This window comes from Stenotrophomonas sp. YJH_SMC_21, from assembly GCF_059369555.1.
The window spans coordinates 100,231-115,854 of sequence record NZ_JCAFSU010000013.1; the positions used below are offsets into that span (position 1 = coordinate 100,231).

General features: G+C 59.9%; 12 protein-coding genes and 1 pseudogene. 7 read left to right on the plus strand and 6 right to left on the minus strand.

Annotation, left to right across the window (positions count from 1 at the left end; translation table 11 throughout):
* Positions 1–31 precede the first annotated feature (31 nt).
* The 5 genes from AC5P67_RS15835 to AC5P67_RS15855 form a co-directional block, all read right to left on the minus strand.
* Entirely contained in the window at positions 32–724 is a 693-nt protein-coding gene (locus AC5P67_RS15835; RefSeq protein WP_049402849.1) for a L,D-transpeptidase family protein, read from the minus strand.
* Between the two features lie 157 nt (positions 725–881).
* Complete coding sequence (locus tag AC5P67_RS15840) at positions 882–1,154, minus strand: hypothetical protein (RefSeq protein ID WP_005407606.1); 273 nt, start codon at positions 1,152–1,154, stop codon at positions 882–884.
* 214 nt (positions 1,155–1,368) lie between these two features.
* Entirely contained in the window at positions 1,369–2,319 is a 951-nt protein-coding gene (locus tag AC5P67_RS15845; RefSeq protein ID WP_495214896.1) for a DUF2268 domain-containing putative Zn-dependent protease, read from the minus strand.
* Positions 2,320–2,956: 637 nt separating this feature from the next.
* Positions 2,957–3,979 (minus strand): hypothetical protein, encoded by a 1,023-nt coding sequence (locus AC5P67_RS15850; RefSeq protein WP_312568085.1) that lies wholly within the window; start codon positions 3,977–3,979, stop codon positions 2,957–2,959.
* A gap of 564 nt (positions 3,980–4,543) precedes the next feature.
* A complete protein-coding gene (locus tag AC5P67_RS15855; RefSeq protein WP_495214897.1) occupies positions 4,544–5,431 on the minus strand; it encodes an RES domain-containing protein in 888 nt (295 codons plus the stop codon).
* Positions 5,432–6,018: 587 nt separating this feature from the next.
* Between AC5P67_RS15855 and AC5P67_RS15860 the strand changes: the two genes are divergently transcribed.
* The 7 genes from AC5P67_RS15860 (at position 6,019) to AC5P67_RS15890 (ending at position 15,490) form a co-directional block, all read left to right on the plus strand.
* Complete coding sequence (locus AC5P67_RS15860) at positions 6,019–9,786, plus strand: P-loop NTPase family protein (RefSeq protein WP_495214898.1); 3,768 nt, start codon at positions 6,019–6,021, stop codon at positions 9,784–9,786.
* Positions 9,783–10,946, plus strand: coding sequence for a hypothetical protein (locus AC5P67_RS15865; RefSeq protein ID WP_495214900.1), 1,164 nt, complete (start codon positions 9,783–9,785; stop codon positions 10,944–10,946). Before AC5P67_RS15860 ends, AC5P67_RS15865 begins: the two co-directional genes overlap by 4 nt.
* Positions 10,947–11,892: 946 nt before the next feature.
* Positions 11,893–12,468, plus strand: coding sequence for an OmpO family porin (locus AC5P67_RS15870; RefSeq protein ID WP_495214901.1), 576 nt, complete (start codon positions 11,893–11,895; stop codon positions 12,466–12,468).
* Between the two features lie 123 nt (positions 12,469–12,591).
* Positions 12,592–13,359, plus strand: a complete 768-nt coding sequence (locus AC5P67_RS15875) for a helix-turn-helix transcriptional regulator (RefSeq protein WP_495214903.1) — start codon at positions 12,592–12,594, stop codon at positions 13,357–13,359.
* A gap of 67 nt (positions 13,360–13,426) precedes the next feature.
* On the plus strand, positions 13,427–13,795 hold the full coding sequence (locus tag AC5P67_RS15880; RefSeq protein WP_012478754.1) for a VOC family protein: 369 nt from the start codon (positions 13,427–13,429) through the stop codon (positions 13,793–13,795).
* A 123-nt stretch (positions 13,796–13,918) separates the two neighbouring features.
* Complete coding sequence (locus AC5P67_RS15885; protein ID WP_012478755.1) at positions 13,919–14,893, plus strand: Dyp-type peroxidase; 975 nt, start codon at positions 13,919–13,921, stop codon at positions 14,891–14,893.
* 180 nt (positions 14,894–15,073) lie between these two features.
* A complete protein-coding gene (locus tag AC5P67_RS15890; protein ID WP_099526851.1) occupies positions 15,074–15,490 on the plus strand; it encodes a hypothetical protein in 417 nt (138 codons plus the stop codon).
* Between the two features lie 11 nt (positions 15,491–15,501).
* Here the strand turns inward: AC5P67_RS15890 and AC5P67_RS15895 are convergent.
* Positions 15,502–15,624: pseudogene (locus tag AC5P67_RS15895) on the minus strand (IS110 family transposase); the annotation flags it as partial.

A 15,624-nucleotide genomic window follows, 5' to 3' on the forward strand; every position in this document is an offset into this window, starting at 1 on the left:
CCGGTACGCAAACGCTTTCCACTACCCACTTCTACTTGCTTGCGCGCCGCGCGCCTTTCTCGTCTTCGTCCTTTGCATCGCCACGGCTCTGCGCGAACTCCGGGAACGTCTTCGCGATCGAATCCTTGTCCGGCAGGATGTAGAACACACCGCCCTTCTCGAACGTGGACTGCACGATCTGCTCGTAGAACGCGGGCGAGACGTTGATGCAGCCGTGGGTGACGCGGTTGTCGTCCGGCGTCGGCGTTGCCAGCCGTTGGGCGCGTTTCTCTTTCGGGGTGCCTGGCGGCAGCGGGTGCATCGAGACGGCGGAATCGTAGTCCACCCACAGCACGCGCCCGGCATCGTCGGAGGGGCCGTAGCCACCAATGAAACGGCCGGCAGGGGTGGTGCGGTCATGGCCGGGAATCGCGCTCAGTGCGAGCTTGGCAACACCAGGGGCCGAGTGATCACCGATGGCCGAACCGAACAGCGCCGGTGCCGCGCCGCGCAGCTTACCGTCGCCGCCGAAGATCAGGACCTGCGCGGCGGCCTTGTCCATGATTGCGAACGGGTAGCCCTGGTTGTCCTTGCTGGCAACCACCCAGCCGGCCAGCTCGATCACTGTTTCGGACACGCTCTGGTCGGGTGGAAGTTCATCAACGGCGGCAATTCGCTGTTCAGGGGCTTCCTTGTCCTTGCCCTTGGCGCTGGCTGCGCCGCTACACGCAACGGCCAGTGCCATCGCCAGTGCGGCATGGAGGGCGCGGCGTGCAGGGGAGGAGGAGGTACGAATGGGACGGCTCCTTGCAATGCAATCCTGGGTGGAAGGATGCCAGTGGCCGGCGAAGGCCACTGGTTCCCGATACAGAGGTGGATCAATTCAAAGGATGAGGGAGCTATCAGCCGCGCGGCTTGCGACCGGCCGGTGCCCTTTCAAGCTGCTGTACGCGGCCTTCGATCTGGTCCAGACGCTGGTTGGCCTGCTGCGCCGACTGGTTGGCGGACTCGGCACTCTGGGCAGCGCCCTGCACCTTTACGTCGAGCTGATCGAGGCGCGAGTTGATGGTTGCGAACTCGTCCTTGTAGGTGGCGCAAGCGCCGAGGCTTACGGTGGCCACGATGGCGACGGTGATGGCGCGTGCTGCGTTGATGTGCTGCTTGGTCAGTTTCATTTCCAACTCCCTCCTTCGTCTGGGGAAGCTGGAATATAGCGGCGTTTGTTCCCGGCGCTAGCCCGTGCTTTCAGCTGGAATTTGAGTACGTGGATGGGCTGTGAAGGCCTGTAGATCAACAAACCTTAACAAGCGGGATCAAGCGAACTGATCTGCATCGGCGAAGCGCCTTGTGCCTGTTAAACGTTACCCATTCACCTGCATGAAGCCGCCATCACGGCATGCGCGTCTGCGTGCTTTCGCCTGCTCCGCACGCAGGTTGCCATCCACTTGCTTCCAGCAGCGCCGCAGCGTTCCCAGGCTGGACATCCAGCAGTTCGGCGACGCCGCTGCGCGTGTCGGCCGCGCGCGCAACATAGGCATGGGCGATGCGATAGCCGATCCAGTAGCCGAGATCTCCGCGGCGCGCATCGTCGCCGGGACCGTTGTACAGCCACCTCGAAAGATCGGTACCCATGCTGTCCTGCAGGAACGCACGCTCCAGCGCACACTCGCGACCCTGTGTCCAACGCTGCAGATGCGCGTTGGCCGGTTGCCCGGAGATCCGTTCGGCCACGTATTCGGCGCCCCCTTCCAGCAGGGTCTGATAGAGCAGGGTGGGCTGCTCGAGGTCCACGCGTGCACCGGGCTGTTGCACGTGCACATACTCATGCGCGATCAGATGTACGAAGCGGTCACCTACATCGGCCTGCATCCAGTCGGCGTTGCACAGTGCTTCCAGTCCGACGACCACACCTGCTTCGGTAGTCACGCCACCACTGTTGCCGCGGCCCACCAGTACGGTGACCGGAGGAAAGCGCGCAGACGGCAACAGGGCGCCAAGTCGATCGACGGCAGCGGCGACGCGCGTGCGGATCGATGGCAATGCGGTCGCGCAGGTTCTCGCTTTCGCAAACAATGCCGGCTTGTCCTGGATGGCCCTGGCCAGCCGCTCCATCGAGCCGATACGGCGGTCGGTGAAGCTGCGCAGGGCATCCGTACCCGCATCCAGATAGCCGTGTTGCAGATCATCGGCGCTTGGGCGCCCTTGGTTGGCGTCCAGCACCTTGAAGAAGCTCGTGACATCGTCTGTCTGTACGACGATGTGCCTGGCAGAAACGATGCGCTCAGCGGCCTGTGCCTGCAGTAGCGCAACCGGCGAGGCGATCAGGATCAGTGCCCGCATCAAGCATCGAGCGTGGTGCGCGTAAGAAGCCGACAGCAATAGCTATGTCCCCATAAAGGAACCGATCCGGGCGCCTCATCGCAAGCAGCCTCGTGCTTATGCCGGTCCAGTCACCGGCACCCGGAATGGGCATCCCGGTATGCGTTGTATTGCTTCTCGCGCACTCTGCCAACCAGAGGATTGCGCTCAAGCGTTTTCGAAAAATTAGAGACGTGGTTGTAGAGGACGGGACTGCAGCTTCCGTGCGTGCTCATCCGTCAAAAAGGGCCTCAGTCCAATCCATCAGGTTGCAAGGCAGGCTTTTGGATACCTGCGAGGCAACGGTGATCGAGCTCTGGCAGTTGCGCGAACGCACAGAGCAAGACGTTGTTACCGGTTCGACCACCATTGTGCCCTCCTGTCTGCGATGACGCTCTCCAGGCTGCGACGTTCTCGCAAAAATGCCGAGCCTCGCACTCAGAAGCACAGCGACCGGTAGTTGCTCGATGCTTGCTATGGATTGCATTCTGATCGCGACATCGGGTGCGCGCAGGTCTTTTAGCGATGAGTGGCAGACGTGTACCGCGTCTGCCAACTAATTGCCGACGATTACGTGACTCAAAGCACGCCGCTCCGGTCATAGAAGTTCACGCAACCTCTACTTAATGCTATTCCCGAAAATGACATGAAGCCTTTGGATATTATCATCCATGTCATCCTTCCAGGAATCCACGTCGCCGCAATCGTCGAACAACTCAATCATCAAGCCCACGACGAGCGTGTAAAGAAAAAGCATCTCAAAATAATAGCTGGCGTATGTCTTCAGGCTCGCCTTGCTAGACCTAAATGGAGAAAGGGACGAGCCATGGAAGCGCTCGTTTCGAGAGGTAAACGCTGCAAGAGACATCAGGGTCGAAAGTGCACGAGGCTCATCAAATATATTCTTCGGATCTTTCAGATCGAGCAAGGGGAAGGAGTCATCAGGCCGTGCTGAGATAATAGCCGTTCGCTTGCCAACCAAGTGTTTTAGAAAAATACCCGCGTCGTTCGCCCCCTTCGCCAGTCCTTCCTCCCCTTCCTCGATGCGGCTTCCGAAGAATTTCTGGTGGATTTCACTGTATCGATTCTGGCTAAACAAACGCTCAGCTCTTGGCCTGATCGGGTCTTTTGGGTCCCCATACGCAGATAGAATTCGTTGAGCCATGAATTTGGCGGTAGTGATGGGGAGATTTTCAGAGAAGAGATTAGTGAAGTATCTCCAAGTTTCCTTCGACGCCAAACTGCCGCACACATGCGGCCCTAGTGCCTCTACCGCATCAGTTATCTTTGTCCTCTTCGTTATTAGTTGGGACAACTCATCGGCAGCTCGAAAGAAAAAGTCAAAAGCGTGATCGGGTCGCATGGGTAGCATTTCGAGCCCATCAATCAACATCCCAAGGTGTCGGTGGAAATCATTGTCGTCGATGTTTTTAAAGCCGTAGGGCTTCAGTACTCGGACTTCCGGGTTGTCATCCAGCAATTTCTTGAATTTCAGTTCCGCATCAGTTGCAGTTATCGAAGGCCAATCGTTGTGACTCGCAATACGCGCTCTTCTAGCGGCAATGGACTTGCTCCTACTGTCAGCGGCACGCTGCGTGGGACCTCGGCTATCCTTTTGACTGACCTTTGTCTTCTTCGTCATCACAATCCATGGGAAGTAAATTGAACCTCTAAAGGGTGCACTGTCAGTGGTGACATGCCTCCCTTCCTCCTATTATTTCTACTGCTTCTAAAATGTATGGCTCTGCTGTACGTCAAGTCCCGCGACGTCCTTCCATGACTAATCCTTCCTGATAATTGCAAAGGCTGCTTCCGGTCACAAGTAGACATTAACGGCTACATCTGATTCGAATCGAGTGAAGGTGAAGCGGCCGTATGGCAGCCGCTGCCTCAGTAACTGCTAACTTTACCCCATAGACTTGACCGAGGAGGACCTGAAGTTCATCGCAGCCTACCGACGAATCTGCCGGCGTCGCCGGTTGCACAAGCTATTAGGACGCTAGGTACGACCTGCACCCAGTGATCATGGCGGAGGGGCGGCGTCCCTTTGATAGTCAAAGGAACGCCTAATGTGTGATCGCTGGCCGGGTCGCCCCCCAAAACAGACAGCGTCGCCGTAAGGCAGAGAATACTATGAAGCAGAATACAGACAGTACCTTTACACAATCCGAATGACCCGAATAGAGAAGAATGGGTGATTGCAAATTTATTGATTGGATAGAAGTTTGCCAACCATGAGATCTGCACGGTCAACTTCTGGAATACTTCTCTCGGATTTTTTTGCAATTGCCTGAATTGATCTCAAGAGTTTCTGATTTTTTTCCAGGTATAGCCGCTTGTTCGCCCGGTGATGAATAGTCGTCAGCTTCTTCTTCTTCTTTTGACTGCAGGGCACGAATAGGCTGACGTGACTTGGATGTCCGTCTTCATCACATTTGAACAGCCACCCAGCCAGCAACTGCGCCGACGGAACGTATTGCTCCTTCATTACAAGGTTGGTTGTCGATGTGACTTTGCCAAATACGGGATCCTCGTGCCCAACTGGAACTCTGACAGAATTATATGCAATCCCATGCATGGCGTCGTAATTCAAATAATCATCAGCCACAATGGCAGTGACTTCATGGAAGCGGATATCCTCGCTTCTGAGAATAGAAATCAGCGCTTCCATAAATTCGCCGCCAGTGTTCTCCGCTTCCACGAATGTAGTCTCTACATCAAGACTGAACTGACTGAGTAAGAAGTACTCGCCTGGCTTTATGCGGCACTCCCTCATTGCGACATACGGATGATCTGCAAGATAGAGCTTTCGCTCGCCCTTCTTGTTGAAACGTCCCGCACTAACCTCAACATCGAATCGCCGGGGTGGAAGAAACTCCTTGACTGCAATCCTAGTTTCTTGGAACACCTTTGCGTCTTCTTCGCTGAGGCGGCGGACCCTGGAGAAAACCGAACCCTTTGGATAGGTCCGAGACCCTAGATTCAGGCTCGTAGCATTGATTGTATCCGGGGCAGAGTTCGGAAAGAGGAGGCTACGCAACTCCCTACAATAGCCCTCTACGCCAATGTTGGGGTCAAACTCTTTGAAGTCCATTTCCCTGTTTCCCTAGTAATTGATGTTCCACTCTAATAGATTTGACTATTTAGAGCCAGACTTTCGACTGGCCACCCCGCTCCCTGGCCTGCTCCGCAGAGGCCTCCGTGCCATTGCACTGGTGGGACACCGCTCGTTCTAGAACATCCGGCACGATTCGATTTGCTCGGCATAGGGGCCAACGAGAAGGGGCGACGTCGTTCAGACAGTACTGTCTGAACCTGCCGCGGAAGCTCTTTCAATCGCGAGGCCTGTAAAACTTCAACTGGGGAGAGGAGTCCGCGATCTTGTCAGTAGATCACAGGCGCTGTCCACCTTGATCGCATCTGCCGTGTCAATTTGCATAACGCCTGCCTTCGGGCAGAGGCCGTCACCCAAAGTCGCCGCGGATAGCAATCGTACCGCGCAAATAGTCGCTGATCAGAATATGTCCGGCAGGCTATCCGGACGCAGCAGAACGTTGCCACCCTTACCGAGTTGTGGTTGCCGTGGAGCCAGCAGGTAAAAGCTAACGTCGGGAGCTATCTCGAAATGGGGAGATGCCTGCATACTATTGCGTATTCGATAATCTCCGGCAAAGTGGCCGCATGACTATGGCGCTGACTAAAATTCCTACAAACAAGCGCATGCATGCAGGCGGCAGGGCGACCGAAGCTGGCATGGCATTCCAAGCCGCAGTGGCGGCTTGGTTCGCGGTTCACATCCTGGTGCGGCTTCCGGTCGGCGGCCGCTTGGGCATCAACAACATAGCGTTGCCGATGGCAATCCAGCTTGAGACCGGCGTTGGCTTGGACGACATCGAGGTTTCGCAGTCCGATGGGGGCTCGGTTCACGTGCAGAACAAGACCTCCGCCACACTCGCCACTGGAAGCAATGCGCCATTAGCGAAGACCGGCGCTCAGCTTGCTGACTGGATATCCGGTGCCAAAGCGTCAGGCAGCTCGCCGGACCCCACGCGGAATGCCGCAGTGCTGGCGGTGAGGGCGAATGCGGCCCGCACCTTGGACCACCTTGAGGCAGGTTGCCGTGCGTTTGACCAAGGAGGCGCTTGGGCTCCCACGAAGGCTGGACGCAACGCTGCTCAGCAGAGCGCCCTTGGGGCGCTGGAGGAGATTGTCACGACGGCATGGACGAACACGCATGGCTCCGCACCTACACTCGAAGATCTTGCCGACATGGCCCGGTCCTTCCACGTAGCCAGATTCGCCATGGACGAGGGCGATACCGACTGGCGAGAGGCGTCGATGCTCCTTGGCCGTCATCTCTACGGCGGCGATGCCGCAGGCGACGCGCCGTTGCGGGACTTGCTCGGCATCATGCGCAACCTCATTGCGAGCGGCGCACCTGCTGACCGCGATGGGCTGCTGCGTGCTCTCAGACAACGGGGTCATTCAGACGTGGGCGCGCCACGGTATGCCGAGGATTTGGCGAGACTGCACGCGGTCGCAGGGATGGAACTGGACCGGCTTGCCGTCCACGGGGAACTTCCCCTCGCCGGTGGCATCACAATCAAGCGCGAAAGCGATGCGCCGATGGAGCTGGCGATCAAGGCCGGTTCTCTCCTGGTCGTCGGAGAGCCGGGCGCTGGCAAGACCGGTTCGCTCGTTCGCGCTGCGAGATCGCTCATCGACGAGGGTGCTCTTGTGGTTTTTCTCTCGGTCGATCGCTTCCCAGGTGTGGCTATAGCTGCGGACCTCAGCTCGGAGCTGCACCTCGATCACGATCTTGTAGAGATCCTGTCGGCCGCGCCTGGATCGCAGCCGCGATTCCTGTTCATCGACGCGTTGGACGCGGCGCGAGGTGGCCCATCCGAAGGCGTGTTCGCTAACCTAATTGAACGGGTCACGGTCGAGCTTCGCGACAGCTGGACGGTGGTCGCATCGATTCGCACATTCGACCTGCGCAACGGCCGTCGGTATCGGGCAGCCTTCAAGGGCAGGCCCGCCGACGCCTTGCACGCCGACGCAACCCTTGGAGCTATTCAGCACTTCTCTGTTCCTCGATTGACCGATGCTGATATCGTTGCGGCGGGGACCGCGTCCGCGGAGATCGCGGCACTGCTGGCTTCCGCAACCGAAGCGCTTGCCGAGCTATTGCGCAACGTATTCAACTTGTCCTTGGCGTCCGAGCTGCTGTCTGACGGGGCGGATCCGGCAGGGTTCGCTGGGATCGCGAGCCAGTCGGGCCTAATCGACGCCTACGAGGACCGCCGCATGCCGACGACCGGCATGACCCAGGCCGCAGCTGAGGCCGTTAAGGCCATGGCGACGCTTCGCAGACTCACCGTGCGCAAGGTCGACGTACGGCATATGGACGTAGACCGGGTCATCCAAGCCGGTGTACTTACCACTGCAGATGATTTGGTGCGCTTCCCCCACCATGTTCTGTTCGATCACGTTGCGGGCCGTTTCTACCTTGCGTGGGACGATCCCGATCGACTGATCGAGCAGCTCGCGGGCGACACCTCAGTCGCGCTTCTACTCGCGCCCGCGCTCCGGTTCGCAATTGAGCGGATTTGGCGTACGGACAGACCCGGACGACCCCAGAGCTGGAAGCTGGTGTGCAACATATTTTCAGCGACCCAGGTCGATCCAGTGCTTGGGAACGTGGCGCTGCGCATCCTCTCCGATAACGTCACCGATGTCGAAGACCTGGCCGGTCTTATCGATCGCGTGAGGACGACTCCCGACGTTGCAATGCTTGCGAGTCTGCTGAACCGCCTGAGTCGCTTCGTAGCGATGGGAATCGATGCGACCCGCGTCTTGACGCCTAAGCGTGCCCTCGCTTGGGCCACCCTTTCCGAGAGGCTCACTGAGGCTAACCTACTTCTATTGATCGATTCCGCCAGATCGCTCTTGTACGTGCTGTTCGAGAAAGGCGATCTCACCGACACCGCTCTGCGAGGTGTCTTCGGACGGGCGGCCCGGGCGATGCTGAGATTCGCTTGGTCGCAGTCTCCGCCCCTCCAGGCGACTAGCGCCAACGCTATCAGGTTTGTGGGGAAGAGCTTCGGCTCTGATATTGCAGCATCGCGCGCTCTACTTGACCGCATCCTGCGTGAGCCGCATTTCTCCCAATACGCTGACCGTGAGGCCCACTGGCTGTCCGAGCAGATCATCCCAATCGCCATAGCCGACCCTGAGTTCGCCGCAGAAGTGTATCGCTGCATTTACGGCCAGATTATCGCCGACACCGCCACTTCCGCCTTCGGCGGTGCACAGAGCCGGATCATGCCGTTGTCATCGAATCGGCGGCAAGATTACGAGCATTCACGCTGGCAACTGGGCAGATCGCTCGGAAAATTTCTCGAGATATCGCCACAGTACGGTACCCGTGCGGTTATCGACGCGGTCATCGGTCAGGCCGCGACGGAAGGCTATGGCGGAGCCAATGGAGTCGTGGTCATCGACCTCGGTACCACGAAGGTTGAGTTCCGTGGACCAACTGTCGAGTTTAATGCTTGGGATGAGAAGGACGAGGATGTCCCGCGAGGTGAGGATGACGTTCTAGCTAATCTGGTCGAGTTCCTGCGTGCTTGTGATGTCGATGCGTTTTCTGAGAGTGTTGATGCGGCATCACGGGGATATGCCACAGTCTCCGTGTGGACCCGTATCCTCGGCGTCGCTAGTGAACGCGCGGAGGAGATCGGTGACCTCCTCTGGCCAATGATGACGAAGCCCGACCTGTTCGAGAACCGCGGCACTCGCCGCGATGCTGTGCACTTCATCGCCGCCGCTTGGTCATCGCGGACGCTGGAGGATAGGGAGCGGTTCGAGGTGATGTCTCTGCATGCAGCTGAGCATCCGGATGAGAAACGCAAGCAGCAGTGGCGGCGGGTTCTGGTCCGAATGCTAGCGCTTATCCCGGAGGAGACGCTTGCCCTCGATGCCACCCGGCGCCTCCGCCGGCAGATGGAGAATGATGGCGAACTGCTGGAGGAGTCGCGCGCCCAAGGCATCCACAGATTGGGGGACGATCACGAGAACTGGCAGATCGAGCGGCTGCGCCACGAAGGCGTCCACATGGATGCTGGGCCCGACCGTATGATCTTCGAAGCATTTAGTGCGCTTGACGCCAATTGCATGGCCACGCCGGCTGATAGCGAAGCGTCGGCACTCGCAGCACTGTGGTCTGATGCCATGGCTATGATCGCCATGATCGATGAAAATCCCGGACTCCATGGCCAGATCGACCACCGGGCTTGGGGACACGTAGCGAATGCGGTGGAGCGCGTTGCCTCCAGCTCGAATTACGTTCCGGGCTTAGGAAGCCTGCCGGACCTGGACACTATGCTCGCGGTGCTCGGTCGTCTCTCTTCGAGCAAGTATCCTGAAACTCGGACGGGCGACCGATGAGCATTAGCTGGGGAAACTTGTCAGTGAGAGTGTATGCGGCGAAATCGTGGATTTCATTGGCACCGCGACATGCCGAGGAGCGGCCGGAGATAGTTGATCAGATCGAGGCGATCCTGCGGGATGAGGAGCGCGCCGTGCGGTTGCAGGCCGCGCAGAACCTGCATGTGATCTCCAAGGCGGCTCCCGACCGAATGTGGGCGATGGGCGAGCGTATCGCCAGCAGCGAAGCTGACGAGCAGGTCCTGGTGTCATACCTCTCGGGCACGCTCAGGAGGTTCAGCCACGCCGAGCCGCGACGCTGCGAACGACTCCTGATGTTGGCGAATGATAGGCTGGACGCATTTTACGACAAGGACGGCAGCAGCCTGTTGAGGGAATGTCTCGGCGGTTGGGCCGCGCAACTAGGCGCCGGACAGGGTCGGCCGATCGCGCGCATTTGGCTCGAGGGATGGGCAGCTGATCCCCTGCACTTCCAAGACGCGCTGAACGCGTACACGTCTAGGTTGCGAAGCACGTTCTTCGCGCGCTACAGGGCGGATGCCAAGGAAAGTGATCGAGACATGTGCGACCGCGCGCAGGATGGTCTTAAAGTCGTCCTAATGCAGGCGCTAGCTATATCGGTCAAGGAGCACGCAACTCTAATGTCTGCGACTAGCCAAGAGGAGAGTAGGCCTGCCGGAGAGCGCTACATCGCTGCCGAACGTGTGATTCACCATGCCATGAATCAGCTCTATTTCGGCGCTGGCGTGCGGACGCAGGATAGCGCGGCTGGGCTCGCTCTGAATAATCGGGAAACTAAGTCGCGCTTTCTTGCAGATTATGCGGAGATCCTTCAGCTTCTCCAGAAGTCTCGGGAGCCCAGAACGCTTCATCACCTCATCGAACTGTATGAGCATCTGATCACCGGTAATCCCGTAGCAGTCTTCTTGGCGATTCACGCGATTCTCACCGGCGTAGGCGCTGAAGAAGGGTATCACTACGAAAGCCTTGGCAGCGCCGCCGTCGTGAGGGTCGTGACGCTCTATATCGCGGACCATCGGGGTATCTTCGAAGATCCCGGACTGCGTGCGATGCTGGTCGAGATCCTACAGCTGTTCTCGGAGGTGGGTTGGCCCGACGCATTGCGGCTGCTGTATGACCTGCCCGACCTCCTCCGCTGATGATCGCCTGGAAAAGGGGACCAAAGCGGCTGAAGTCGGTACTCTGAATTATTACTGTCAGAGCTAGTCGCCCACTTGGTACCGTACACTCTCAGACAATTGGAGCGATTCCTCAGCAACTTGTTCTCGGTTGTGGCTTAGTTGCAGAACGGGAAACAGGGAGAGTGTCTTGGGTAGCAACAAGGAACGGCGGCAGCTGAAGCGCGCGGCAAAGCAGAAGACTGCCCGTGTATATGCAGCGACTCAACCGAAGCGGCTCACCCCTGAACAGGTTCTGGGTGAGTTAGAGCGCTTCCTCGATCTAGCAAGCTGACAGTGCCCTCAGTGGCAACTGAAGACGTAGAAAAATTCTGCCGACTGTAAGTCTGGTGAGAGGACCAGAGATGTTTCGTTGAATTCCGATGGCGAGGAAGCGATCTTGTTCCTACCTGACGACCCTTCGCGTCAAGGGTCTCCAGATGACAACAAGTCGCGCTACCGATGGGGAAAGGACGCCAACACCAAGACGCTAATCGCTGTTCAAGAGAGTTCGGAATCTGGTATTCAGCGAATGACGAAAGAGCTGTCATGGAAAACAATGCTGACGTTTGAGCAGTGGCAGTCGGGGCGTAGAATGCCAAACGTCGTATCCAAGCTGCGCTTCTAGCCCTCTGCCAGCTTTGGGTCGTGACTGGCGACCGCTCAGACTAACGCCAAGTTCGCTGGACACCATAGTTGTGCGAGTCCCCTCTCACCATAGTTCCTCCCAAGCGGTGACAACTATGGTGTTCGCCCCGCAATGCCATGCGGAGTTCCCTGAACGCCAGCCTTATTTATACACCAGTCAGTTCAATATTCAGGGTTGATTAGACCCCCTAACGGATAATTCACACCTGTCGACCGCCTCTTCTCTCTCCCCCTCCCGGGAGGCGGCCGACGAAACCAAAATAATTAAAGGTGTGTCCCGATGAACAAGAATTCGCTGCTTGCCCTGGGTCTTCTGGCTGCTCTGCCGTTCGCTGCATCGGCAACCGATGGCCTGTCGTACAACTACGTTGAAGGCGGCTACGTGAACACCGATGCCAAGGGCGGCGACGCCGACGGCTGGAAGGTGAAGGGTTCCGTGGCGGTGCACCCGAACTTCCACATCTTCGGCGACTACAGCGCGCAGGAGACCGACAAGTTCAAGAATGACGTCGACCAGTGGCGCATCGGCGCCGGCTACAACTACGGCATCGCACCGAACACCGACCTGGTGGCTCGCGTTGCGTACCAGAAGTTCGACATGAAGCATGGCCTGGACTTCAACGGCTACTCGACCGAAGTTGGCGTGCGCACCGCGTTCAACCCGTACGTGGAAGGCTACGTGATGGCCGGCTACGAGGACTACACCAAGAAGTACGGCATCAACCCGGACGGCGAGTTCTATGGCCGTGTCGGCGCCACCGCCAAGTTCAACCAGAACTGGGGCCTGAGTGGCGAAGTGAAGCTGGCCAAGGCCGGCGACCGCGAGTGGTTCGTGGGCCCGCGCTTCACCTGGTAACAAACGCCTGTCGTTAGTGCGTGTTGTGCTGGCGTGTGACTCTCTCTCTCTCCCACACGCCAACCGAAGCCCGGCCTCGCGCCGGGCTTCACTTTTATGGGCCCCGTGGCGCCACAATGCGGCATGGGCGACCCTTCCTCTCTTGCAGGCACCGGCACGACCTACCAGGAGCATCTGGCGCCTGCGCCGCTGCGCGGCCACTTTGGCCAGCTGTGGCAGAGCCAGCTTCCTGCCGATGCCGATGGGCACATCACCGTATTGCCCGATGGCTGCGTGGATATCCTCTGGCGCGACGGTGCGCTGTTCGTCGTCGGCCCGGACCGCGTGGCCGCGCACCCGGCGCTGGCACCCGGTGCGCAGGTGCTGGGCGCACGCTTCCGTCCCGGCCAGGGATTGGCCGCGCTGGGCCTGCCCTTGGCCGGGATCATCGGCCAGGCCGTGCCACTGGCCGACCTGAAGGGCGCGTGGGCGAACAAGGCGGCGGCCTCCATTGGCGACACCGCGCCTGCACAGCGCCTGCAGCGAATGGCGCACTGCCTGCAACAGCACATGGGTGCGGCCGCGCTCGATACGCCGGCGCGGCGCGCCCATGTCCTGTTCCAGGCGCTCGCCGCGGGTAATGCCACGCTGGATACGCTGGCGGCGCATTTGGGCCTGAGCCCGCGCAGCCTGCGGCGTTTCAGCCAGTCGCAGTTCGGCTACGGCGCCAAGACGCTGGAGCGGATCCTGCGGCTGCAACGTTTCCTGCGCCACAGCCGTGCGCTGCCGCAGCACTCGCTGGCGATGCTGGCCGCTGATGCCGGCTATGCCGACCAGGCCCATCTCAGCCGCGAGGCGCGTGAACTGGCGGGCATGACCGCCAGCGAGCTGCGCCTGGAGTGGGGACAATGATGGCCGTTTTGTTCAAGACCACTGTGCTGCATTGATCGATGCTGGGCTCCCACCACGGAGCCTCGCCATGAATCCTGCCGCGCCCCACGATGCCGAACGCCGCATCGACAACATCGAATTCAACGTCGCCGACATTGCCCGTAGCAAGCGCTTCTACGGCGAGGTGTTCGGCTGGCATTTCACGGACTACGGCACGGCCTACACCGAGTTCGACGACGGCCGTCTGAAAGGTGGCTTCGTGGCCGACGCGCCGGTGCGTGCCCACGGGGGGCCGCTGGTGATCCTCTACTGCGCGGACCTGGCCGATGCGCAGCAACGCGTAGTGGCCGCCGGTGGCGAGGTAGTGCAGGCGGTGTTCGCCTTCCCGGGTGGTCGCCGCTTCCACTTCCGCGATCTGGATGGCTACGAACTGGCGGTCTGGAGTGATGTGGACTGAGGCCTTCGTAGCTTCGCCGGTGGACGGAACGAGAACCGCTCCGTCCCCGGTCAGGCGGTTCCGCTATGATCGCCCGCACATCGCCACACGCGATGCGCCCGCCTCAAGCCAGCAGGAACCGCCGTGAACTCCCAGCCCGCACCGATCACCGCCGTCAACCACACGCTCGACAACGAGCCGCAGCAGATCACCGCGCCACTGACCCATTCGGCGGCGTTTCTGGTGCTGAAGGTGAAGGATGACGAGGCGTCGATCGCCAAGGCACGCGAGGTGCTGGCCAGCACCGACGACCTGATCAAGAACACCGCCATCCGCGAGATCGAACGCACCTTCACCTGCAACGTGGCCATCGGCCACCGCGTGTGGCAGCCGCTGGTGGGCACCACGCCGCCGCGCGAGTTGCAGCCGTTCCGCGAGATCAAGGGCGCGACCCATACCGCTGTGTCCACGCCGGGCGACCTGCTGTACCACATCCGTGCACGTACCATGGACCTGATCGTGGCGTTCGAGCGCAACCTGCTGATGGCCTTTGGCGATGCGGTGGAAACCGTTGATGACGTGGCCGGCTTCCGCTATTTCGATGGCCGCGACCTGCTCGATTTCGTCGACGGCACCGCCAACCCGGAAGGGCTGTCGCTGCCGGAAGCCACCATCGTGGGCGAGGAAGACCCGGAGCATGCCGGCGGCAGTTACGTGGTGGTGCAGAAGTACCTGCACAATCTTGATGCCTGGCGCGCGCAGAAGACCGAAGCGCAGGAAGCGATCATCGGCCGCACCAAGCACGACAACATCGAGCTGGACGATGCGCCGGCCGATGCGCAGAAGTCGCACAAGACGCTGTGCACCATCGAGGATGCCGACGGCGAGCACGAGATCCTGCGCGACAACATGCCGTTCGCCAACCCGGGTCGCGGCGAGTACGGCACCTACTTCATCGGCTACACGCGCCGCCTGTGGGTGATCGAGAAGATGCTCGAGCGCATGTTCATCGGTAATCCCGCACCGCTGCATGACCGCATCCTTGATTTCTCCACCGCCACTACCGGCGTGACCTTCTTCGCGCCCTCGCGCAAGGTGCTGGCCGACCTGGGCGACTGATCGCGGCTCTCGTCCTTGCGCATGCTACTGGCCGCTCTGTTCCAGTAGATCCACGCCACGCGTGGATGGTGCGCACGTTGCCCGTAGCAGCCACGCATGGCGTGGCTCTACTGTACCGCCATCTGTCTGTCATCTACCGCGCCGACCATCAGCGGTTGGATGAGAGCGCAGGGGCGGGCGATGGCGATGGCAAGGAACACAACCGGTGCACGCCGCTGGTGGCGGCCACTGGCCGGGTTGTTCGGTGCGCTGGCACTGGGTAGCGCCGGGGTGTCCGCGCAGGAAGCTCCTGCACACTGGATGGCCTATGCCGCCGCCGTGGGGGGGCAGCTGCAGCAGCGCCTGCAGCAGGAGCAGGACCCGCAGGCGCAGCGCGTGCTGGAATGGCTGCAGGCACATCCGGACGCGCCGACGCCGTTGCCGGTGAGCGTGTGGATCGCGGCGGATGGCCGCATTTCGAAGCTGGAATTCGACAGCCTGGGTGATGCCCAGGTCGATGCTGACCTGCGTGCGACGCTGCAGGCCGCACCGTTGCAGGCGGCTCCGCCAGCCGACATGCGCCAGCCGCTGCGGCTGGGTTTGGTGCTTACCCAGTAGCAACTGTCTTGTCAGGGGCAGCCGAGGGCCACCTCGGCGTCTCGCTTACGGGCGTTGAGGATCACCAGCATTTTGCGCATGACCGCCACGAGCGCCACCTTGCTCGCTTTGCCCTTGGCCTTCAGGCCAGCGTA

Coding starts and splice junctions, on each gene's coding strand:
- AC5P67_RS15845 (WP_495214896.1), bottom strand. CDS start 2,319: ATGCGGGCACTGATCCTGATCGCCTCGCCGGTTGCGCTACTGCAGGCA.
- AC5P67_RS15880 (WP_012478754.1), top strand. CDS start 13,427: ATGAATCCTGCCGCGCCCCACGATGCCGAACGCCGCATCGACAACATC.
- AC5P67_RS15855 (WP_495214897.1), bottom strand. CDS start 5,431: ATGGACTTCAAAGAGTTTGACCCCAACATTGGCGTAGAGGGCTATTGT.
- AC5P67_RS15860 (WP_495214898.1), top strand. CDS start 6,019: ATGACTATGGCGCTGACTAAAATTCCTACAAACAAGCGCATGCATGCA.
- AC5P67_RS15870 (WP_495214901.1), top strand. CDS start 11,893: ATGAACAAGAATTCGCTGCTTGCCCTGGGTCTTCTGGCTGCTCTGCCG.
- AC5P67_RS15840 (WP_005407606.1), bottom strand. CDS start 1,154: ATGAAACTGACCAAGCAGCACATCAACGCAGCACGCGCCATCACCGTC.
- AC5P67_RS15875 (WP_495214903.1), top strand. CDS start 12,592: ATGGGCGACCCTTCCTCTCTTGCAGGCACCGGCACGACCTACCAGGAG.
- AC5P67_RS15865 (WP_495214900.1), top strand. CDS start 9,783: ATGAGCATTAGCTGGGGAAACTTGTCAGTGAGAGTGTATGCGGCGAAA.
- AC5P67_RS15835 (WP_049402849.1), bottom strand. CDS start 724: ATGGCACTGGCCGTTGCGTGTAGCGGCGCAGCCAGCGCCAAGGGCAAG.
- AC5P67_RS15890 (WP_099526851.1), top strand. CDS start 15,074: ATGGCGATGGCAAGGAACACAACCGGTGCACGCCGCTGGTGGCGGCCA.
- AC5P67_RS15850 (WP_312568085.1), bottom strand. CDS start 3,979: ATGACGAAGAAGACAAAGGTCAGTCAAAAGGATAGCCGAGGTCCCACG.